This is a genomic window from Senegalimassilia faecalis (genome assembly GCF_004135645.1).
GTDB classification, from domain to species: domain Bacteria; phylum Actinomycetota; class Coriobacteriia; order Coriobacteriales; family Eggerthellaceae; genus Senegalimassilia; species Senegalimassilia faecalis.
In genome coordinates this window covers 724637-748076 of the sequence record NZ_SDPW01000001.1, presented here as the reverse complement: position 1 = coordinate 748076, position 23440 = coordinate 724637, and the positions used below count along the sequence as shown (strand labels likewise).

Genomic DNA, 23440 nt, shown 5'->3' with positions numbered 1-23440 from the left:
AAAACTTGCTGATGACACAACGTGAAATGACCGCGCGCGACTGGGCCGTCGACGCGGCGGTGATGCTTTTGGCGTTCGCCTTCGGCTGCGTGCAGCTGATGCTGACGGCGTCGTCAATCATCATCCCCGACCTGGCGCTGCGCCAATACCTGGGCATGGTGAACGTGGTGCCCGACCTGCAGGTGTTCGTGGGCCTGGCCATGACGGTGGTGCCGCTGGTGCTGCGCCGCCGCTTCCCGCTGCCCGTGTTCGCCGCCTGCCTGGTCATATTCTTGGGCCTGCAGCTGAAGTTCTCGGGCTTCTCCATGACGGTGGTGGGCCCGCTGGTGGCGTTGTACACGGTGGCGGTGGAGTGTGGCACGGTGCCGGGCGTGGTGTGCGGCGTGCTGGCCGTGTTGTCGCTGCTGTTCGGCGACGCGCCCATGCAGGCGGCAAGCATGGTGTTCTTCACGCGTTTCCAGAACATCGCGCTGATGGTGGCGGCCGTGCTGGCGGGCTACGCGTACCGCACGCATGCGGCCTACGTGCACGAGGTGGAGCAGCGCGCGGCCGAGGCCGAGCGCACGCGCGAGGAAGAGGCGGCGCGGCGCGTGGAGGAGGAGCGCGTGCGTATCGCGCGCGAGGTGCACGACATCACGGCGCACTCGCTGTCGGCCGTCAGCATTCAGCTGGCGGCGGCCGAGCGCCTGCTTGACCGCAACCCCCAGATGGCGAAGGAGGCCGTGTCCACGGCGCGCACCACGGCGAAAAGCGCGCTTGACGACATCCGCTCCATGATCGGCGTGCTGCGTCATGGCGACGACGTGGCCGAAACCGTGCCGGCGGCGGGCACGAACCAGGTGGGCGAGCTGGAGTCCTATCTGCGCGGTGCGGGCCTTGATGTGACGCTTGACATGGAAGGCTACGACCGCGCGCAGGTGCCGGCGCACATCGACATGGCGCTGTTCACGGTGGCGCGCGAGGCGTGCACGAACGCGGTGAAGCATGCGCAGGCGCACCATGCGACGCTGCGTTTCGCCGTGGAAGACGGTGCGGCAACGCTGCTGGTGGCCGACGACGGCGTGGGCTGCGGCCGCCCGGCGGCCTGCCCCGGGCAGGACGAACCGCTTCCGCAGGCGGCCGATGGCGCGGGACACGGCGTGGCGGGCATGGCCGAGCGCGTGCGCGTGCTGGGTGGCTGGTTTGCGGCCGGCGATGCGCCGCAGGGTGGATTTTGCGTGCGGGCAAGCATCCCGCTGAAAGGAACGGAGGCGTAAACGACATGGGCGAGAATCTGATTGGCGGGCCTGCAGGCGCCGCAGGCGCAGGTGCGGCGGGCGGCGCGCCCATCCGCGTGCTCATCGCTGACGACCAGGACCTGGTGCGCAGCGGCTTTCGCATGATCTTGTCGTCCTACGACGGCCTTGAGGTGGTGGGGGAGGCGCGCGACGGCGACCAAGCGGTGGAGCTGGCGCAGAAGCTGCGTCCCGACGTGGTGCTCATGGACATCCGCATGCCGCGCGTCAACGGCATCGACGCTACGCGCGCCATCCGCGCAAACGGCGCGCTTGCGTCCACGCAGGTGCTCATCCTCACCACGTTCGACCTGGACGAATACGTGTACGACGCGCTGTCGGCCGGCGCAGGCGGCTTTCTGCTGAAAGACGCCGAGCCCGACGAGATCGTGTCGGCAATCCACGTGGTGGCCGCCGGCGATGCGCTTATCGAGCCGTCCATCACGCGGCGGCTCATCGAAACGTTCGTGGCCACGCGCCCGGCAACGCCGGCCGCGGCCGCAGCGGCGGGCTTGTCGCAGCTGACCGACCGCGAGCGCGAGATTCTCACGCTGGTGGCGCGCGGCCTGAACAACGAGCAGATCGGCGAGCGACTGTTCATCAGCCCGGCAACGGTGAAAACCCACCTTGCGCGTATCATGGGCAAGCTTGATGCCCACGACCGCGCGCAGCTGGTGGTGCGCGCCTACGAAAGCGGCCTGGTGAAGCCTGGCGTGGCGTAAGGGCGGCAGCGGCGGTTGCGATTCGCCTTGCAATTTGGCCAGCGGCGGGAAAGTCGCTTTTGCGACTACCGCGCTTCCGATTCAGTTCCGCTTTCGCTTGATTCAGCGATGGGAAGGTCGCAAACCGCCTTCTTTCCGCCTGTACTAATTCCTCTATGGTGAAGCCCTGCGAAAAAGTTTTCGCGGGGCTTCATATTTCTAACGCTTCTGCTTGCAATCGGCGGGGCGGCTGCTATAGTAGGCGATGTGTTTAGCACTCGTTACCAAAGAGTGCTAGCACTCAGCAACACAGAGTGGTTAAATAACGGGTATGCGAAACCAATCTCGCGTAATCGATGCGAAAGGAAGGCAGCGTTATGAATCTGAAACCCCTGGGCGATCGCGTTATCGTGAAGGCTGACGAAGCTGAGGAGACCACGGCTTCCGGTCTGTTCATCGCATCCGAGGCCAAGGAGAAGCCTCAGAGCGGCGTCGTTCTGGCAGTGGGCGCTGGCAAGCCCGACAAGGACGGCAACCTGGTGCCGGTGCCGGTCAAGGTTGGCGACAAGGTCGTCTATGGCAAGTTCGGCGGCCAGGAGATCAAGGTTGACGGCGAGGACGTGCTCATCCTTCGCGCCGACGATCTGTACGCCGTGTTCGAATAGCGCTCAAGCGCACGCTTTAAGTAAGTAGGGCTTGCGCGGGCATACGCGCTGCGCAAGCTGCATTCGAAAGGAAGTTTCAAGAATGGCTAAGGATATCAAGTTCGAAGCTGATGCCCGCAGCGCTCTTGCCGCCGGCGTGAACAAGCTGGCCAACGCCGTTAAGGTTACGCTTGGCCCGAAGGGTCGCTACGTTGCCCTGGAGAAGTCGTTCGGCGCTCCGCTCATCACCAACGACGGTGTTACCGTCGCCAAGGAAGTCGAGCTGGAGGATCCGGTCGAGAACATGGGCGCTCAGCTCATCCGCGAAGCCGCCGTCAAGACGAACGACGTTGCCGGTGACGGTACCACCACCGCCACGCTGTTGGCCGACGTCATCGTGTCCGAGGGCCTGCGCAACGTGACCGCCGGCGCTGACGCGCTGGGCATCCGCCGCGGCATCCAGAAGGCAACCGACGCCGTCGTCGAGGCCATCAAGGCCGACGCTACGCCGGTTTCCACCACCGAGCAGATCACGAACGTCGGCACCATTTCCGCCGGCGACGCTGAAATCGGCGCGAAGATCGCCCAGGCCATGGACGCCGTGGGCAAGGACGGCGCCATCTCCGTCGAGGATTCCCAGACGTTCGGCCTGGACATGGAAATCGTGGAAGGCATGCAGTACGAGCGCGGCTACATCAGCCCGTACATGGCAACCGACATGGAGAAGATGGAAGCCAACCTGTCCGATCCGTTCATTCTGCTGACCGACCAGAAGATCTCCAACATCCAGGACATGGTCCCGCTGCTGGAGCAGATCATGAAGACCGGCCGCCCGCTGTTCATCGTTGCTGAGGACGTCGAGGGCGAGGCGCTGGCCACCATCCTGCTGAACAAGCTGCGTGGCACGTTCAACGCTGTGGCCATCAAGGCCCCCGGCTTTGGCGATCGCCGCAAGCGCATCCTCGAGGACATCGCTGCCGTCACCGGCGCGCAGGTCATCGACAAGGACTTCGGCATGACGCTGGCCGACGCCAAGATCGAGATGCTGGGCACCGCCAAGACCGTCAAGGTCACGAAGGACACCGCGCTTATCGTCGACGGCGCTGGCGACAAGTCCGCTATCGAGGACCGCATCAACCAGATCAAGAACGAGCTCGAGCGCGTCGACTCCGACTTCGACCGCGAGAAGCTGCAGGAGCGTCTGGCCAAGCTGTCCGGCGGCGTTGCCGTGCTGAAGGTCGGCGCAGCCACCGAGGCCGAGCTGAAGGAGAAGAAGTCCCGCATCGAGGACGCTCTGCAGGCTACGCGCGCTGCTGTTGAAGAGGGCATCGTCGCTGGTGGTGGCGTGGCGCTCATCAACGCCATCCCCGCGCTGGACAAGCTTGAGGTCACCGACGCCGACGAGAAGGTTGGCGTGGAGATCATCCGCAAGGCCATGGAGGCCCCCATGCGCGCCATCGCGCAGAACGCCGGCTTCGAAGGTTCCGTTGTGGTTGACAAGGTCAAGCACATGGAGAAGGGCGAGGGCGTGAACTTCGCCGACGGCACCACTGGCAAGATGATCGAGATGGGCGTCAACGACCCCGTCAAGGTTACGCGCACGGCTCTGCAGTCCGCTGCTTCCGTGGCGGCCCTGATCCTCATCACCGAGGCCACCATCAACGAGATCCCGAAGGATCCCGATCCGGCCGCAGCCGCAGCTGCCGCAGCCGCAGGTGGAATGGGCGGCATGATGTAAGCAACAGGTTCATAAACCTTGCAGCAAAAGGGCCCGCTTCGGCGGGCCCTTTTCGCATCCGGCGCTCTGCGCTCAGGTTGCAAAGCGCGGCAAAAACGCCCTCCTGCGGTTGCAGAAGGGCGTTTTTGCGGTCTTGTATGCGGTTGATGGGGTCCTTACAGGCCTTCCGCCTGGAAACGGCGCAGGAGGGCTTCCTGATGATGCGAGTACTGCAGCGCGACGTCCTTCGCCACCTTGCCCTCGCGTACGGCGTTGAACAACGCCTGGTCCATGGTCTGCATGCCGGAAGCGCCGTTGGAGGCGATCACGGAGTCGATCTGGTAGGTTTTCTCCTCGCGGACGAGGTTGCGGATGGCGGTGTTCATGTGCATGACCTCGAACACGGGGATGGTGGTGCCGTCGAGCGCGGGGATGAGCATCTGGCTGACCGTGGCCTGCAGCACGAGCGACAGCTGGGTGCGGATCTGGCGCTGCTGGTTGGCGGGGAAGGCGTCGATCATGCGCTCGATGGTGTCGGCGGCGCTGGTGGTGTGCAGCGTGGAGAGCACCAGCTGCGCCATCTCGGCAGCGTTGATGGAGGTGCCGATGGTCTCGGCGTCGCGCATCTCGCCGAGCAGGATGACGTTGGGGCTTTCGCGCATGGCTGAGCGCAGCGCCTCGGAGTAGTTGGCGATGTCGGTGGGAATCTCGCGCTGCGTGACGATGCAGGAGCCGTGCTTATGCACGAACTCGATGGGGTCCTCCATGGTCAGGATATGACCCGTGCGCTTGTGGTTCATGCGGTCGAGCATGCACGCCAGCGTGGTGGACTTGCCGCAGCCGGTGGGGCCCGTCACCAGCACCAGGCCCCTGTTCAGGTCGGCAAGGCGCATGACGGACTCCGGGATGTTCATCTCGTCAGGGTCGGGCAGCCCGAAGGGGATGACGCGGATGACGGCGCCGTAGGAGCCGCGTTGGCGGAAGATGTTGGCGCGGAAACGGCCGACGCTCGGGACGGCGAAGCTGAAGTCGTCGTCGTGGTTCACGCTGTCGGTGAACAGGCTCAGGTCGCGGCCGGCCAGCTCGTAGATCGTCTCGATGTGCTCCTGCGCGTCGGCCGGGGTGAGAGGGGCCGTGTCAGTGCGCACATGCGATCCGCTTGCCTGGTACGCCAGAGGCAGGCCGGCGATGATGAACACGTCGGAAGCGTGCACCTCGATCATCTTCTCGAGTAGACTTTTCAGTTGCATGGCGATCCTCCTATGCTATTGCTTCTCGTCGTTAGTTAGTGGAAAGAAGAGCTTGCTCGGGAAGCTCTTGCGCGGTGGTCATCTTCCAGGAGTCCACGGTGCAGCCGTTCGCGGCGATGGCCACCGTGGCGGCAAGCTCCTTGCCGTCCTGTGCGATGACCGTGAACGCGACCTGCGTGCCCGCTACGTCGATGAAGGACCGCAGGTCGCGGGCGCCACTTGCCTCGGCGGCGTTTTCCAGCAGCTTGTCGGAGCGGTGTTGGACCAGCGCGGCGGCCGCTGCGGGAGAGCCGCTTTCGGCGATCTGCTCGTCTATCTGGGAGAGCAGCGCTTGGCCGAAGGCGTCGAGCTCGTAGGTTTGCGACAGCGCGTCGGCTTGCCGCTGCGCCATGGCCTCGGTCGCGTGCGAGGTGGTGACGCACAGCATGGCCAGCACCGCCAGCAGCAGCACGGACACCAGCGTCAGCAGCGTGATGGGGCCGATGCGCACCCCTTCTCCGGTTCGCCTTGCCATGCTATCTCACCCCGCTTTCGTATCGCGACGCGTCGAGTGCGTACACTTCCCCGGAATCATCGCTCACAGTGATGTGCGCCGTGTACAGCGTGCCACGGCCCCGCACGTCGGAGTCGACGTTGCAGCTGACCGTCAGGCCGTCGGAATCGTCGACGGCGGATACGTCCCCGGCGGCGACGCCCTGGCCGACCGTCTTGCCCGCAGCCACCGCGGCGGGGTCGGACGAGAACTCCTCGGCGGCGTTTTGGGCCAGCAGCGTGGCTCTCGTCAGGTTCTTGGCCTGATGCGCCGCAACCGCGGAGTGCGTGAACAGCAGCGTGAACACGGCCATGGACGCGATCAGCACCGCCATAAGCACCAGCGCCTCGACGAGGAACGCCGTGTTGATCTTGGTCTTCGATGCTTCTTCGATGTGCTCGACCTTCGTCATCCTAGGCACCTCCCTGCATGTAGCGAAGGGCCACTTCAGCGGTCCCCTGGTCGGTGGTCACGGTCAGAAGGCCGTTGGAGTATGAGAAGTCGAAGCTGTCGGAAGCGGTCACCTCGGTGGCCTTCTCGGGCGTGTACCCGCTGCCTGCCAGGCTGTATTCCTGCACCACCTTGCTCTCATACAGGTAGAAGCGCGTCTCGTACGTGCCGGAATTCAGCGGCTCCGCCACCACGAGCGACTTGCCCTCCGGCCCCTGGCCTTGGGCGATGGCGCTCTTGGAATCGTTGGCGCGCACGACGTTGCAGATAAGCCCCGCTCCTTCGCGCTGCGCGCCGCTGGCCTGCTGATCTGCGGAAACGGCTTTGTACACGGTCACGCCCGAGATGAGCGCCATGAGCAGCACCGCGAAGAACACCGCCAGCAGCAGCGTGGGGAAAGCGCGCTTCGCCACGCTGCCTTTTTCGTTGGACGGCGCATCTTGCGCCACGGATGCGATGGCGTGGATGCGCTGCTTGTGGGTTTCGTTCGCCTGCGGGTTCATCGGGGCGTCACCACCACGCTGGGCATGATGTTGTCGGCGAAGCACTCGTAGGTGATCACGTAGTCATCATGGTTGATGGTAAGACCGTAGCTCTCCTCGAGGTGCTCGAGCGAGCTTGGGTAGTTGCCCTCGATGGCGCAGCACTGCTTGGCCGAGGCCAGAATGGAGTCGCGCAGGGCCACGGCGCCTTGCGTCTTGGTGTTCTCCTGCACGACGCCGTATACGGCGAAGGCGGCGAGGGCGAGCGCCGCCACCAGGCATGCGGTGACGGCGATGCGCTTGCGCCGCCGCTTGATGTTGTTGTCGGTGAGTTCGTGGAACATGGCTGTTACCTGCGGTTTCGCTATGCGATCGAGCCCATGATGCCGATGAGCGGCAGCATGACGGCGATAAGGGTTGCGCCGACCGCGATGGTCAGGAAGGCCGCCAGCGTGGGTTCGACCCGGTCGACCGCGGCGTCGATCTGCACGTTGGCGTCGTCGAAGAACACCTGCGCAAGATGGCCGAGCACCTCGTCGACGGAGCCTGCGCGCGTGCCCATGAGCAGCATGCGGCCGTATACGGGCTCGACGATCTCGTGCTCGACGATGGCCTGGGCAAGGCTGCGCGGGTTCTCGAGGTCGATCATGGAATCGTAGGCGGCCTGCAGCTTGGCCTGCAGCTTGGCGTGGCCGACGGTCGCCATGGCCTTGCGCATGGCATCTTCCTCCTGCACGCCCGAGGCGACCAGGGACGAAAGCGCGCTGACGAAACGGGAGAGCGCAAGCTGGTACATGGCACGCCGGGTGCCCGGGTAGCGTTCGAGCATCTTGATCACGCGGTCGCGCCCGCTTTCGCTGCGCGCGCAGGCGGCCACGTACAGGGCGGCTACGGTGGCGACCAGCACGATGGCCAGGGCGACCCAGCCGAGGGCGACGGATGCGCCTACGGTGTTGAAGGACCCCGAGGTCATGGAGCCGGACAGGTTCTCATAGGCGCTGGAGAAGATGGGGAGGATGACCGCCACGGTGAACACCAGGATGACGCTCATGATGCACAGCAGCGCCGCCGGATAGCCGACCGAGTTGCGCAGCTTGGCGAACGCGCGGCCTTCGCTATCGTAGTAGCGCCCGAGGCTGCGCAGCACGCGCTCGGTGCGGCCCGACGCCTCGCCGACGCGCACGGTTTCCGTTGCGTAGGCGGGGAAGGCGCCGGTAGCCTCCATGGCATCGGCGAGGTTGGAGCCTTCGACAACTTTGGAGTAGACCGCGTCGCATACGCGCTTGAACTCGGATTGCTCACGGTTCTCCGCAAGCATGTGAACGGCTTCGTCCGTTTGGACGCCGGCAGCCAGCATGGTCGTCACGCTGCTGCAGAACGCGCTGATGGCGCCGCTCTCCAGAAGCTTTCCTGTCATCGGTACCTCCTGGGTTATCGGTTAAAACGTCGGTTATTGTCTCACATGCAGTAGGTCGTGGTGTGCATTTTCGCCTGTTTTTGAGATGAAGTTGACACCCCGGTGCCACTGTGTAGCGGACGAAGGGGTTTCGGGAGCGAGCGCTTTCGCCCGCGCTGCTAGTACACATAGCGGTCGGTGTAGCTTTCCCCGTCCCCGACGTTCGTCCCGCCTCCCGTTGCCGCGAAGGTCAGGTCGATGCGCGACCAGGTGTTCGGGGAGATGCTGAAGCGGGCGCTCTGCCAGGTGCCGTCGATGTTCACCATGATCCATGCATGGTAGATGCCCTGCGGCGAGACGGTGCCGGTGACGATTTTCGCGGGAATCCCCTGGCTTCGCAGCATGGCGGCGCCCAGGCTTACGTAGTCGAAGCAGACGCCCTTGCCCGACCGCAGCGTCTCGTCCGGGTCGGGGACGTACCCGGTGGAATCCTTGAGCTGAGCGGCCTTGTCATCGTCGTAGGCCACGTTGTCGACGATGTAGGTGCAAATGGCGCGCAGGGCCTCCCCTTGGTTCTCGCAGCCTTCGACCAGTTCGCGGGCCTTGGCCACGCAGCTGCTGGAGGCGGTGTAGCTGCAGTAGACGTTCGGGCGCAGGAACGGGGCGAACTCCGACGTCAGCGCGACGTCGATGTCATCACTGCACAGCTCCACGTAGTTGTTGCCCGACGTGTTGCGCATGATGCGCACCGTGTATGGGCCGTCGCCGAACGCCAACGGGCACGCAATGGGCGTGCCGTCTTGGGGCACGTCGAAGCTGGAGCTTGCTTGACCGCTGATGACCTGGGCTTTTATGCGTGCGCTCGAAGTGGCGCTCACGCTGACGTAGCCGTTTTGCGCGTGGGACGCATCGATGAGCGCGTCGTTGGCGCCCGTGGCGGCGCTCGCGTCGAACTGCGTTTCCTCGACCGTGGCGGCAGGGGAGAACGCGGCGCCGGTGGCCTGGTCCTTACCGGCGCCTCCCGCGCCGCCCGATCCGCTGCATGCGGTAAGCCACAGCAGGGCGCAGAAGGCCATCGCCGCGATGGCGGCGATGAGAGGGGAGGTACGCCTTGTCTGTGCGGATGATTCCATGATGCGTCGATTATACGCGTGGAGGGTGGGATTTCGGCGTACGCAGCTAAACGGTTTCGACATGAAACCGGTCGTTCGTTCCATTGCCCGTCGTGCGCCGCGAAAACCCGAAAACCCTTCTATCAGAGGGGTGACAGTTTTGCAGACATGCAAAAGGAGCGTCGTTTGTTGCAGGTGGATTGAAGATGCGGACAGAATCACTTGCTGAACTGGGGTTTCGTTTGTGAAAAAAATTGATTTGAATGCGGAAAACAAGTGGTAGAGGAGGTACAGATGAGGGGGAATCGTTATATAATTGCCCACAATAGCCCGTACTGGGTCGATCGCGCCTTTCGAAGGGTCGTGGGTGCGGTGGCAAAGCGGGTTGAAACGGTATTTCAACTGCGAACGTTTCTGATGGAAGCGCTTGATGAGGTGAACGATATGAAGGCAAAGAGCAACGAGCTGACGGTAGAGAGCGTGACGCAGCGGTACTCGCTGGGCCACAAGGCGCTGTCCGTGGCGCTGTCCGTCGTCTTGATGGGATTCGGCTGGCCGGCGGTCTCGCCGTCGCAGGTGTATGCCGGCGATGGCGCCGCGGCCGACGATGCGGCGGCGCAGGTGGAAGGCGCCTCGTCCGCCGCGGCCACGAGTGCGGCCGACAAGGCCGCCGGTACGGCGACAAGCCCCGCAGCGCCTGCGGCAAGCGAGCAGCCTGCTTCTACGGCGTCGCAGCAGCAGGCCGCCCCGAGCGCTTCCGAACCTGCGCAGCCTGCCGCAACGCAGCAGGTCGAAAGCGCGAAGGAGGACGCCGACACGGCCGATGTCGAGCTGGTGCTGGGCAACGCCTCCATCACGTATATGAATCAGGTCGTCTCCGCGCCTGCGCATAAGGTCACCGTGCCGGTGAACGATGACTTCAAGTTCACGGTATCCCCCGATAACGGCTATAGCCTCACGAAGGCGGTGCTCGAGGTTTCCGGCAAGGAGAACCCTATCTCCCCCGATGACCAGGGCGTTTATACCGTTTCCGCCGCTGATATCGCCGCCGACGCGACCGTGACGCTTGAGACCGAGGCCGTTTCCAACGAATCCGGCAAGGATGCCGCCGTCTCCATCGAGGACGAGGCCGCCGACAAGGCGCAGGTCTCCGTCCCCGGCGCAGGCGCAATCTCCGGCCCCACCTCCGTCGCCCAGGGCGATGAGATTACGCTAGCCGATTCCACCAAGAAGCCCGACAACACGGACTTTGAGAAGTGGGTCTACGTTGGCGAAAGCGTTAACCTTGAAGGCGAGGGAAGCGCGTGGTGGGGAGAGAGCTGGAAGGTGACCAGCGGCTCCGATAACATCAAGCTGTCCGAATCCGGCAGTGGGTCGCGAACCACAAAGGGCCTTAAGGTCGGCGACGCGACAGTGGAGCGCGGGTACTATTCCCCGGGCTGGCATACCGAAACCTTCACCATCCATGTGATGAAGAAGCCGGCGGCGACGTCGCTGTCCATTTCCGGCAAAAATACGGTCGAGCAGTTCAAGAACATCACGCTGACCACGGACTCCGACACGGACGTCACGTGGACGTCGAGCGACCCCTCGGTCGCCACCATCGATGCCGCCGGTAAGGTGGTCGGTGTCAAGGTGGGCAAGGTCACCATCACGGCCACCACGGTCGCGGAGGGCAAGGTGCTCACTGCCACCCACGAGGTGTCGGTTACGAAATCGGAGGCCTCGGCGACGGATTGCTTCCTGTTCTTCCAGAATAGTCCTACCGCCAACCCGGACAGCAACGGCACTGCCTCCTGGTTTCCCTCCGGCGGACGTCATGCTTTAGGGGTCAAGGTCAATCTTGGCGGTTTGAACCTTCCGGATGGTAAGAACAGTTACGACAACGTGGCGAATCGCGTGACGCAATGGCCTGATGGAAGCACGGGTTCAAGCTGGGTGCTCGATAGGAACGGCGCATATAGCCAGTACTGGAACGCCGTTTTTCGGGCATGGAAGGACACGCTCTCCAAGGAGCAGGGCACTCAGATCACGGAAGATGACGTGGAGGAGATCGCTCTCTATCCGTATAAGATCTCGAATAATAGGAATGTCGGTTGTGGGTACCACCTTGATTGCAAGGTGGTGGTGAAGTGCAGCAAGGCGATCAACGCGGTGTTCTATCTGCAGGATGCCGGTGCGTCAGGCTTCGCTCAGTACGATGCTGCTACGTACAAGCTGGAAAAGGGCATTGCGCAGGTTGCCGCCCCCTCCAAAACCCCCGCTGGTGAGAAGACCGTCAACGGTGTGAAATACAAGTTCATGGGATGGTACTCCGATCAGGCTTGCACGCAGGCGGTGTCGTTCCCCATGCGCGCGAGCGAGAACGTGAACTACTACGGCAAGTATGTGGCTTGCGACCAGTCCATTCAGGTCAACTATTATCTTGAGGGGACCACAACCCAGGTTGCGCCGTCCAAGACCCTTTCCGGTTACATGAAGGGTCAGACGGTTGTGCAGAGCCCCATTTCCGTTGAAGGCTATGAGCCTGTTTCCGGCGAGACGAAATCCGGCGTGGTGGGCACCGATTCCTCCATCGACTTCTACTACACCGCAAATCCGGTGAACTATAGCGTCGAGTGCTACTGGACGGGTTCGGACGAACCGCTTTCAAGCGAGAAGTATCCGGGCCATGTGGGCGACCAGGTCACCGGGATTGAGCCCAAGGCGATTGCCGGTTACACGCCGGTTAGCGATAACGTCAAGGACCTCAAGCTCGGCGCCGACGAGTCCAAGAACGTGGTGAAGTTCTACTACCGCCAGAACGTTTCGCTGACGGCGAACTCCGATTCCAAAACCTATAACGGCTCCGAGCAGAGCATCGAAGGCTACGCGACGAACCTTCCCGCGGGCGTGAGCACCAGCTTTGACGGCGTGACGCTCGAGGGCGGCAAGGGCACGAACGCCGGAGACTATCCGTATACGTTCGCGGATGGCACCGTTGGCAAGGTTAGCTCCGATGATAAGTATGTCGTGACCCAGACGACGCCCGGCAACCTGCACATCAGCCCCGTTACCGACGAGGTTACCATTACGATTTCCGGCCACAACGGCGGCGAGAAGTACAGCGGTGAAGAGCAGGTTGTCTCGGGCTACGACGTTTCCGGCTTGCCTGCTGGTGTGGGCGAAGGCGATATCAGCTTTACCGGTAAGGCGGAAGCAAAGGGCACTGATGCCGGCGAGTACAAGATGGGCCTCGCCGAAACGCAGTTCTCGCTTAAGGGTGATGCCGCCAAGAACTACGTCAACGTGAAGTTCCGGGTTGAGCGCGATGGTATGCTTACCATTGGCAAGCGCACCGTTATCCTGACATCCGAAGACGGTCATAAGAACTACGATGGCGAAACGCTGCAGTGTCGCACCGATATCGGCAAGACCGTGGGCGGCGACGGCTTCGTGGGCGAAGATGGCGTCTTGGCTAAAGATAAACTCACCTGGTATGACGAGGACAATATCCTGCCGGGTACGTATGAGAACAAGTTCGAGCCCGCCTACACTTCCAGCACCAACCTAAACAACTACGACGTGCAGCTTGTGTTTGGCAAGCTGGTGGTCAACGCGCGTGCCGACAAGGACAAGTACGCGATTACGGTTACCGCTTGCTCGGGCGAGGCTACCTACGACGGCGAAGAGCACACGGTGTCTGGCGTGACGGGCGATACCTATACCAACGACAAGAATGCGACCTTCACTATCGAAGGCCTGAGCGCTAGCGTGTCCGGAACCGATGCGGGTACCTATACGAATAAGGTCGTGGGCATCCCGGTTGTGAAAGACGCTAAGGGCAACGACGTGACCGACCAGTTCAAGATCACGACCGAGGACGGCAAGCTCACCATCGGCAAGCGTCCGGTGACGATCACGGCTGGGTCCGCGGAGAAGGAATACGACGGCAGCGCGCTGACCACCGATCAGGCTAACCCGAAGTTCATCGCTGACGGCTTCGTTGACGGCCAGGGCATCTCCGACGTTACCGTGGAGGGCTCGCAGACCCAGTGCGGCACTTCCGAAAGCACCATCAAGAACAACAGTTGGAAGTTCCAAGAGGGGACGAACGGGAATAACTACAGCGTTACCGTAAAGCCGGGAACGCTGACGGTGAAGCATCGTTCGGACGACAAGAAGTACGCCATCACGCTGACGGGCAAGAGCGATACCGCCCCAAGCTATGACGGCAAAGAGCACACGGTGTCCGGCGTGGAGCAGGATACGTGGACCTTCGATGGCGTTGAGTACACCGTTTCCAATTACCACGCGAACGTTTCGGGCACGGATGCTGGCACCTACTCCAATATCGTCACCAGCGGCGAAGACGGCTACAGGGTGACCGACCCGACCGGCAACGACGTGACGGAGGAGTTCTCCATCAGCGTCGCCCCGGGCACGCTGACCATCAAGCCTGCCGAGGTAACCGTGACTGCCGGCTCCGCGACCAGGGCTTACAACGGCTCCGCGCTGACCGCCGCCGAAGCGGAGCACGAGTTCACGGCCGATGGCTTCGTGGGCGAGGACGGCATCGCGTCCGCCAGGGTCGACGGCTCCATCACCAACGTCGGTGAAACCGCAAGCAACGTGGTGCGGGATAGCGTCGTGTTCAAGGGCGGCACCAAGACCTCCAACTACAACATCGCGTATACGCCCGGCAAGCTTGAGGTGACGCCGGTTGCCGATGAGGTGGTTGTCACCATCGCCGAGAACTCCGACACCAGGGAATACAACGGTTCCGAGCAGCGGGTTGCGGGCTACTCCTTTGCCAACATCTCGAACAACAATTACGCCGCCACGGATATCGATTTCGTAGGCTCCGCCGACGATCAGGTTGCCAAGGGCACCGATGCCGGCACGTATGAGATGAGCCTCACGCCCGAGGACTTCAAAAACAACAGCGCTAACTTCACCAACGTGAAGTTCGAAATCGTCGACGGCTCGCTCGTCATCGCGAAGCGTGCCGTAACGCTGGCTTCCGCCACGCCGTCCGAGAAAACCTATGACGGCGAACCGCTTGAAGACCAAAACGTCAGCGTTACGAACGGCAGCCTGGCTACCGGGGACAAACTCGTCGCAGATGTCACTGGTTCTCAGACTGATGCCGGCAGCAGTGCCAACGCGTTCACGTACAAGCTGGTGGATGCTGCGGGCAACGAGCTGGCGAAAGAGGCCGAGGGCGAGGGCGCTTACCGCAACTACAACGTGACCAAAGTCGAAGGCGTCCTGAAGGTGAACCCGGTGTCCGATGAGGTTGTGGTGACCATTACGGGCAACCATGCCGAGGGCACCTACAATGGGAAGCCTTTGACGGCTACCGGTTATACCTTTGCGTCTTCCAATGCGCTGTACACCAGCGCCAAGGCTGCTTTCTCCGGCGCAGATAGCGTGTCGCGCACCGATGCCGGCACGACCGTCATGGATCTGCAGGGCAAGTTCGCGAATGCCGATGCGGTCAACTTCCCCAACGTGAGCTTCAAGATCGTGAACGGTTCCGTCACTGTCTCCAAGGCACCGGTGATGCTTCAGTCCGCTAACCTTACGAAGGAGTACGACGGCACGGCCCTGACCAACAAAAACGACGGCGAGGAGCAGACCCCGCTTGCGAAGGAGTCCGGCTGGGCCGAGGGCGAAGGCGCCTCTTACACCTTCACCGGCTCTCAGACACTTGTGGGCGGAAGCCCCAACTCGTTCAGCTACACGCTGAAGGACAACACCAAGGCAGACAACTATGAGATCACGGTGACCCCCGGTCAGCTGACGGTTACCAATCGTCAGGCGCAGTACCAGGTCACGGTCGAGGCGAACTCTTCTACCGACAACACGTACGACGGCGCCGAGCACGCGGCGACGGGCCTGAAAGCATCCGAGTTCACGGTGGGAGGCCAGAAGTACACGGTCGAGGGACTGAAAACCTCGGACCCGAAGGCCGTTAACGCCGGCGAATATGCGAACACCATCAGCGGCACGCCGGTGGTGAAGGATGCTAGCGGCAACGATGTGTCGAGCCAGTTCGCCGTAACGCTGGTTCCGGGCAAGTTGGGGATCGCGAAGCGCTCCGTCACGCTGACCTCGGCAAGCGATAGCCGGGAGTACACCGGCGAGGCGCTGACCAACGATGGCGTCACCGTCGGCGGCGATGGCTTCGTTGCGGGCCAGGGCGCTGTCTATAGCGTGACGGGCACCATTACCGACGCTGGTAAGGTGGCCAACACCTTCACGTATGAGCCCAACTCGAACACCAATTTCGACAACTACACTATTACTAAGGAAGAAGGCACCCTTGAGGTGACGCCGGTTACCGACAAGGTCACCGTCACCATCACGGGCAACAGCGCAACACTGTCTTACACTGGCTCCGAGCAGAGCGTGACTGGCTACTCCTTCGTTGCGAGCGATGGCCGTTACCTCGAAGCCAACGTCAAGTTCCAGGGCGAAGCCGTTGCCAAGGGAACGAATGCCGGTACCTACGGCATGAACCTGACTTCTGGGCAGTTCTCTAGCATCAGCGGCAACTTCACCAACGTTGAGTTCGTGGTCGTTGATGGTTCGCTTAAGATTACGGGCGGCGAGCTTGATACTGACAAGGTTGTCTGGGACGTGCATGATGTGCAGAAGGTCTACGATGGCACGCCGCTTTCCGCGTATGTCGCAAAAGCCACCGATAAGTTTGGCAATGCGCTCAAGGTGGAGTACAGCACCGACGGTGAACAGTGGACGGACGACCCGTCGACTATCACGCTGACCCATTTCGGCGGCCAGCCGGTGATGCTGCGCGCAACGAGCGCAAACTACGCTGCTGGCCAGTACGCGGAAAACGGGGAGTGGATCGCCATTACCAGCCGTCCGGTCAAGTTGACTTCCGGCGGCGGCAATAAGAAATACGACGGCGAACCGCTCACCAACGATAGCGTGACGCTTGAAACGAAGGGTGAGGGGACCGGCTTCGTCGACGGCGAAGGTGTGACCATCAAGGTCACCGGCTCCCAGACCGATGCAGGCGAAAGCGATAACACCTTCGAGTACACCTTCAACGAAGGCACGAATGCCAGCGACTACTGGGTGACGACTGAGTTCGGCAAGCTCGTGGTGACCGCCAGCGATTCCGAGGTGGTCGCGACCATCACCGGCCATAACAAGATCGTCGAGTACAACGGTTCCGAGCAGTCCGTCGAGGGCTACGATTTCGAGACGTCTAACCCGCTATACAAGGAAAGCGACTTCACCTTCAGCGGAACGGCCGTCGCTAAGGGAACGGATGTCGGCACCTACCACATGAACCTTGCTTCCAAGCAGTTCTCGAACACCAGCAACAACTTCTCGAAGGTCACGTTTGTCGTAACGGATGGCGCGCTGACCATCACGCCGAAGTCCATCGTTCCGAATCCCGAGAACCCGGACAACACGATGACCGTTGATTCGCCTGCGGACGTTGTCTACAACGGCCAGGATCAGACGTGGGCGCCCGTGGTCAAGGATGGGGAGCGCACGCTTCAGCCCGGCACGGATTACACCGTCGAATACAGCACCGCCGACCGCACCAACGTCGCCGGCAAGATCACGGTGACCATCACCGGTAACGGCAACTATACCGGCAAGGTTGAGCGCACGTACCAGATCACCAAGCGCCCTGTTAAGCTAGTATCCCAGAGCGACTCTAAGCCCTACGACGGCACCGCGCTCACCAAGCCCGAGGTTTCCGGCTGGCAGCAGCAGGAAAGCACCGGCTTCGTGGAAGGCCAGGTTTCCAATGTTCGCGCTACGGGTTCCGTGACCACCGTTGCCGAGGGCGAGGTCGTCAACTCGATTGTGTACGATGCCGGCGCCGGTTTCAAGGCGGACAACTACGACATTTCCAAGGACGAGGGCAAGCTGAGCATCACGGCGCTTGCGGCTGAGGATGGCATCACCATCACTCCGAACAACGCTACCTATATATATGATGCGTCCTCGCATGAGACGGGCGCCGCGGCGGCTTCGGCTTCCGTTAAGGGAACCAACGTGAACCTTGAGTATCGCGTCATGGGCGGCGCCGATACCGAGTGGCACAGCAACGCTTCCGCGATCGCGGCAATCAACGCCGGCGTCCTGACCGTCGAGGTTCGCGCTTCCGCTGCGAACTACAGCGGCTATAAGTATGCGGAGCAGACCCTTACCATCCAGAAACGCGATGTCGAGCTGACGTCTGCCAGCGCGTCCAAGGTATACGACGGTACGCCCCTTGCGAAGGACTGGGTCGACATGGGCCCGAATCGTCCTGACACGGGCTTCATCTGGACCGACCTTGCCGGCGATGGCCAGGTGCACGCGGTGGGCTCGCAGACTGAGGTCGGCTCCTCCGATAATGCGATCTCCTACCAGCTCAAGGCCGGTGCGGAGAACAACTACAACATCATCGGCGAGCATGTCGGCACCCTTACGGTGACGGCTCAGTCCATCGCGCCCGATCCGCAGAACCCGGATTCCTATAAGGGCGTCGCGATCAGCGAGCCGAACGACCATGTCTACGATGGCGCGGATCACAAGTGGGCTCCCGTGGTCACCGACAAGGACGGTAACAAGCTCGTCGAGGGCCGCGATTACACGGTGACCTACGACACCGATGACTTCGTGAACGTGAAGGTCGTCAACGTGACGATCGCCGGCACGGGCAGCTACACGGGTACGTGCGTGAAGGCGTACGAGATCACGAAGGCTCCGCTGACCGTGAATGCGGACAGCGCTTCCAAGGTCTATGACGGCGAAGCCTTGACCGCGGGCGCGACGATCGAGGGCCTTGTCGGCGACGAGACCGCGACCGCCCAAACCCAGGGTTCCCAGACCGAGGTCGGGTCTTCTGCCAACACGGTGTCGGGCATCACGTGGGATACCGCCAAGGAAGGCAACTACTCCATCGTCGCGCAGAACAACGGCACGCTGACCGTCACGCCGAAGGGCATCGCCCAGATGACGGTCGACACCCTGCCCGATGTGACCTACAACGGCAAGGCTCAGCAGCAGAAGCCGATCGTGAAGGACGGCGAAAAGGTGCTGGCAGAAGGCGTCGACTACGAGCTGACGTACTCCGGGAACACGACCGATGCGGGTACGGTGACCGTGACCGTGACCGGCAAGGGCAACTATGCCGGTAGCGTCGACGTGACGTATCTCATCGCGCCCGCGCCGCTGACGGTTACCACGCCGAGCGCCTCCGGGGTCTACAACGGCAAGCCCCTGACCGCCGCCGGCTCCGTCTCCGGCTTCGTCAACGGCGAGTCCGCGCCCTTCGAGACCACCGGCTCCCAGACCGAGGTGGGCACGAGCGACAACTCCTACGCCATCGACTGGGTGGCGGCAGACGCCACCGCCAAGCAGGCGAACTACACGGTCTCCGAGACCGTCGGCAAGCTGACCGTCACCGAGTCTGCCGACGAGGTGGTCGTGACCACCACGGGTGGCACGTTCACCTACGACGGCGCAGCCCATGGCGCGACCGTGGCGGTCGGCGCCCTGCCCGAGGGCTACACGCTCGAGGCCGCCGCGTCCAGCGCGACGGCGACGAACGTCTCCGACGGCGAGGTGGCGGCCACGGCCGACGTGCTGGTCATCAGGAACGCCCAGGGCGAGGATGTCACCTCCAAGCTGAATGTCAAGTTCGTCGACGGCACCATCAAGGTTGAGCCGGCGAAGCTGACGGTGGCCACCCCGAACGCCTCCAAGCCCTACGACGGCCAGGCGCTGACGGCCGAGGGCAAGGCGTCCGGCTTCGTGAACGGCGAGGCCGCCACCTTCAAGACCACCGGCAGCCAGACCACCGTCGGCACGAGCGAAAACGGCTACGAGCTGGTGTGGGACGACAACGCGAAGGGGGAGAACTACACGGTCGAGGAGAATCTCGGAACGCTCGAGGTCACCAAGAGCATGGCCGGCATCGTGGTGATCCCGCAAGGCGGCACTAAGGTCTACGACGGCACGGCCCTCGAAAGCGCCGGGGTCAACGTGATCGGCGTGCCTGCAGGCTTCTCCCTTTCGACTAAGACCAAGGGCTCCATCACCGATGCCGGGTACGTTACGGCTGAGGTCGATTCCTATATCATCACGAACGCCGCCGGCCAGGACGTCACCGACCAGTTCGGCAACGTGGCAACCGGCAAGGCCTCGCTTGTGGTGACCAAGCGCCCGGTGACGCTTGCCTCCGGCGACGCCTCCAAGGTCTACGACGGCACCGCGCTCACCGAACGCAAGGTCAGCGTGGAAGACGGCTCGCTTGCCTCCGGCGAGGAGTTCGGCTACGACTTCTTCGGCTTCCAGACCTCCGTGGGCTCCAGCAAGAACACCTTCGCCGCAAAGCCCGGCAACGGTAGCACGAAGGTGGAGAACTACGACATAGCCTATAGGTACGGCACGCTGACGGTGAGCGCGCAGTCCATCAACCCGGACGACCCGACCCCGGGCGCATATGCCGGGGTGAAGGTCAGCGCTCCGAGCGACGTCGTCTACGACGCGCGCGAGCATAAGTGGATTCCCGTGGTCACCGGCAAGGACGGCAACTCACTCGTCGAGGGTCGCGATTACGCGGTGACCTACAGCACCGATGATTTCGTCAACGTCACGGGCGCCATCAAGGTGACCATTGCGGGCATCGGCGACTACACCGGATCCGTTTCAAGGGAGTACCAGATCACGCCCGCTTCCGTGAAGCTTGCGTCCAACACGCGCGAGTTCGTGTACAACGGCGCGTACCAGTCCGATGACGCGGTGGCGGTCCAGGGCGCCGATGCCCTGTTCCGTAGCCAGGTCGATGACCTGAAGGCGGTCGGCAAGGTCATGACGGTGGCCGAGGGCAAGGTTCCCAACACCATCGCCTACACCTGGAAGGACGGCTTCAAGGCAAGCAACTTCGCCATCGAGAAGAGCGAGGGCGAGCTGTCCGTCGTCGCGAAGGATATCGCCTCCTCCGCCGACATGATGGTTTCCAGCCCGAGCGACTTGGTCTACGACGGCAAGGAGCACAAGTGGACTCCCGAGGTGAAGGACGGGGAGAAGGTCCTGATGGAGGGCGCCGACTACACGGTGTCCTACGGCACCGATGACTTCACCAACGTGACGGGCGTCATCACGGTGACCGTCACCGGCCAGGGCAACTACGCCGGCAGCGTCGAGCGCACGTACCGCATCGCGCCCGCGCCGCTGACGGTGGCCACCGAAAGCGCCTCCAGGGTCTACAACGGCGAGCCCCTGACCGCCGCCGGCTCCGTCTCCGGCTTCGTCAACGGCGAGTCCGCGCCCTTCGAGACCACCGGCTCCCAGACCGAGGTGGGCACGAGCGACAACTCCTACGCCATCGACTGGGCGGCGGTGGGCGCCACCGCCAAGCAGGCGAACTACACGGTTTCCGAATCCATCGGTAAGCTGACCATCGCCGAGTTCGCCGGCCGCGTGGTCGCGACGCCCGGCAGCTATTCCGGCGTCTATGACGGCCAGGCCCACGGCGTCGATGTGACCGTGTCCGGCCTGCCCGAGGGCTATTCGGTGAAGGCTGCGCGCTCCAACGCCACGGCGACCGACGCGACCGACGGGGCGGGCGTGACCGCTTCGGTCGACGAGCTGGTCATCGTCAACGCCCAGGGCGAGGACGTCACCAACAAGCTGGATATCGAGAAGCAGGCCGGCGCCATCAAGATCGCGCCCGCCGAGTACCATGTCGTGACCGAAGGGGCCTTCAAGGTCTACGACGGCACCGCGCTGACGGCGCCCGGCAAGATTGTCGGCCTGGTCAACGGCGAGGAGGCGTCGCTTTCCGTGACCGGTAGCCAGACCGATGCGGGTTTCAGCGCGAACGCATACGCGATCGCGTTCGACAAGTCCGCGAAGGAGGGCAACTACACCCACGGCGCCGATGTCATCGGGTCGCTGGAAGTGGCTGCGGCCAAGGTGGAGGGGAATATCGCGCTGAGCGGCGTCTCCGTCTCCAAGGTCTATGACGGCAAGCCGCTTGCGGCGAAGGCCGCTTCCGCGACGGTCCCGACGCAGGATGCGGTGACCATCGAGTACAGCCTTGACGGCGAGAACTGGACGACCGACCCCGGCTCGCTCACGGCGATTGACGTGGCCGATTCCGCGACGGTTCAGCTTCGCGCGTCCAGCCCGGCCAACTACGGGGGCTACGTATATGGCTCGCAGCAGCTGTCCATCACCAAGCGCGCGGTCGACCTGAAGAGCGAAAGCGCCTCGAAAGTGTTCGACGGCACCGCGCTCACCAGGCCCGATGTGGCCGGCTGGAATCAGCTCGGCGATAAGGGCTTCGTCGACGGCCAGGTCTCCGACGTCCGCGCCACGGGCAGCGCCGCCCATGTTTCCGACGGCAAGGTGGCGAATGTGATTACCTACATCGAGGGCGAGGGCTTCAACGCGGACAACTACGCCATCTCCAAGGACGAGGGCGTGCTGAGCGTCACGGCCAAGCAGATCGCCGCGGCCGATATGACCGTCCAGGCTCCGGCCGACGTTGTGTATAGCGGCAAGGCCCAGCAGAAGAAGCCGGTCGTGAAGGACGGCGATAAGGTGCTGGTCGAGGGCGTCGACTACGAGTTGACGTACTCCGGGAACGCAACCGACGCGGGCGCCGTCACGGTGACGGTGATCGGCAAGGGTGACTACGCCGGCAGCGTCGACGTTGCGTACCAGATCGTGCCTGCGCCGCTGACGGTGGCCACCGAAAGCGCCAACAAGGTCTACGATGGCAAGCCCCTGACCGCCGGCGGTAAGGTCGACGGCCTGGTCAACGGCGAGACCGTCGAGTTCAAGGTGGTCGGTAGCCAGACCAAGGTCGGCTCCAGCGTGAACGGCTACGAGCTGGTTTGGGACGGTGGCGCGAAGGCGGCGAACTATACGATCGAGGAGAGCCTCGGCACGTTGACGGTGTCGGCGCAGTCCGTCGATCCCGATGACGTCGGCGCGTTCGGCGGCGTGACGGTCGGCTATCTGACCGACACGGTGTACAACGGCGCCGATCAGCGCTTCGAGCCCGAGGTGGTCGATAAGGACGGCAAGGCGCTGGTGAAGGGCCACGATTACGAGCTTTCCTACTCCGGCGACGTGAAGAACGTCGGCGAGGTGACCGTGATCGTTGCCGGCAAGGGCAACTATGCCGGTAGCGTCGAACGCGCGTACCGCATCACGCCCGCGCCGCTGACGGTGGCCACGGGCAGCGACTCGAAGATCTACGACGGCAGCGAGCTTGTGAACGGCAAGCTGACGATCGAGGGCCTGCAGGGCGATGATCGCGTCACGGCCGCCACCACCGGCAGCCAGACCGAGGTGGGCAGCTCGGAGAACACCTACCGCATCACGTGGGGCGATGTCGCTGCTGCCAACTACGCCATCGACGAGCACCTGGGCACGTTGACGGTCACGCCGGCTCCGGTGCCCCCGGCGCCTACGCCCACGCCGACCCCGGGCGACGGCACGACGCCCGCCCCGGCTTCGACTCCGGATGGCACGACGCCCGCGCCCGGCTCGTCGGCTTCGGCCCCGGCGCCTGCGGCAGCCAGCCCGCTTGATGCGGTTGCCGATGCACTTGAGGGCGCGTACGAGTCGGTGATGGGCAGTCCCGAGGCCGATAACCCGGTCGGGGAGGAGCGGATTTACGACGCCGAGAACCCGTTGGGCAGGGAGTCGTCGGCCGATCATTGCTGGGTGCACTGGTACATGATCATCGGCATGGCCCTGACGGCCGCCTACGGCCTTGCGGTGGCGCTTCGCCGCAAGAACCATGAGCGTAAGCTGCGTAACGACATGAACGATGTCTTGGGCGATGGCGACGAAAAGGACCCCTCGGGGTCTCCCGCCGCCAAGCCCGCCGGAATGGAGGCTTAGG

12 protein-coding genes are annotated in these 23440 nt (G+C 63.2%); 5 read left to right on the top strand and 7 right to left on the bottom strand.

Annotated features, from left to right (window positions below):
• Window positions 1-11 precede the first annotated feature (11 nt).
• The 4 genes from ET524_RS03240 to groL all read left to right on the top strand — a co-directional run bounded on the left by ET524_RS03240 (window position 12) and on the right by groL (window position 4357).
• The gene (locus tag ET524_RS03240) at window positions 12-1256 is read left to right on the top strand and encodes a sensor histidine kinase (protein ID WP_201738632.1); all 1245 of its coding nucleotides are present in this window, start codon (window positions 12-14) and stop codon (window positions 1254-1256) included.
• A gap of 5 nt (window positions 1257-1261) precedes the next feature.
• Window positions 1262-1996 (top strand): response regulator transcription factor, encoded by a 735-nt coding sequence (locus tag ET524_RS03235; protein WP_129423315.1) that lies wholly within the window; start codon window positions 1262-1264, stop codon window positions 1994-1996.
• Between the two features lie 356 nt (window positions 1997-2352).
• Entirely contained in the window at window positions 2353-2640 is a 288-nt protein-coding gene (locus tag ET524_RS03230) for a co-chaperone GroES (RefSeq protein ID WP_129423314.1), read from the top strand.
• A gap of 82 nt (window positions 2641-2722) precedes the next feature.
• Window positions 2723-4357 (top strand): chaperonin GroEL, encoded by a 1635-nt coding sequence (gene groL, locus ET524_RS03225; protein ID WP_129423313.1) that lies wholly within the window; start codon window positions 2723-2725, stop codon window positions 4355-4357.
• Between the two features lie 155 nt (window positions 4358-4512).
• On the opposite strand, the gene ET524_RS03220 is transcribed toward groL, so the two are convergent.
• From ET524_RS03220 to ET524_RS11515, 7 genes are all read right to left on the bottom strand, one after another.
• Window positions 4513-5586: a type IV pilus twitching motility protein PilT gene (locus ET524_RS03220; RefSeq protein ID WP_129423312.1), complete on the bottom strand. Its 1074-nt coding sequence runs from the start codon at window positions 5584-5586 to the stop codon at window positions 4513-4515.
• 31 nt (window positions 5587-5617) lie between these two features.
• Window positions 5618-6100: a hypothetical protein gene (locus tag ET524_RS03215; protein ID WP_129423311.1), complete on the bottom strand. Its 483-nt coding sequence runs from the start codon at window positions 6098-6100 to the stop codon at window positions 5618-5620.
• Between the two features lies 1 nt (window position 6101).
• A complete protein-coding gene (locus ET524_RS03210) occupies window positions 6102-6530 on the bottom strand; it encodes a hypothetical protein (RefSeq protein WP_129423310.1) in 429 nt (142 codons plus the stop codon).
• 1 nt (window position 6531) lies between these two features.
• Window positions 6532-7071, bottom strand: a complete 540-nt coding sequence (locus ET524_RS03205; RefSeq protein ID WP_129423309.1) for a DUF4860 domain-containing protein — start codon at window positions 7069-7071, stop codon at window positions 6532-6534.
• Window positions 7068-7394, bottom strand: a complete 327-nt coding sequence (locus tag ET524_RS03200; RefSeq protein WP_129423308.1) for a hypothetical protein — start codon at window positions 7392-7394, stop codon at window positions 7068-7070. Before ET524_RS03200 ends, ET524_RS03205 begins: the two co-directional genes overlap by 4 nt.
• Window positions 7395-7414: 20 nt before the next feature.
• A complete protein-coding gene (locus ET524_RS03195) occupies window positions 7415-8467 on the bottom strand; it encodes a type II secretion system F family protein (protein WP_129423307.1) in 1053 nt (350 codons plus the stop codon).
• A gap of 158 nt (window positions 8468-8625) precedes the next feature.
• A complete protein-coding gene (locus tag ET524_RS11515; RefSeq protein WP_161566593.1) occupies window positions 8626-9579 on the bottom strand; it encodes a transglutaminase-like domain-containing protein in 954 nt (317 codons plus the stop codon).
• Window positions 9580-9930: 351 nt separating this feature from the next.
• On the opposite strand from ET524_RS11515, the gene ET524_RS03185 reads away from it, so the two are divergent.
• Window positions 9931-23439, top strand: coding sequence for an MBG domain-containing protein (locus tag ET524_RS03185; protein WP_161566592.1), 13509 nt, complete (start codon window positions 9931-9933; stop codon window positions 23437-23439).
• Window position 23440 lies beyond the last annotated feature (1 nt).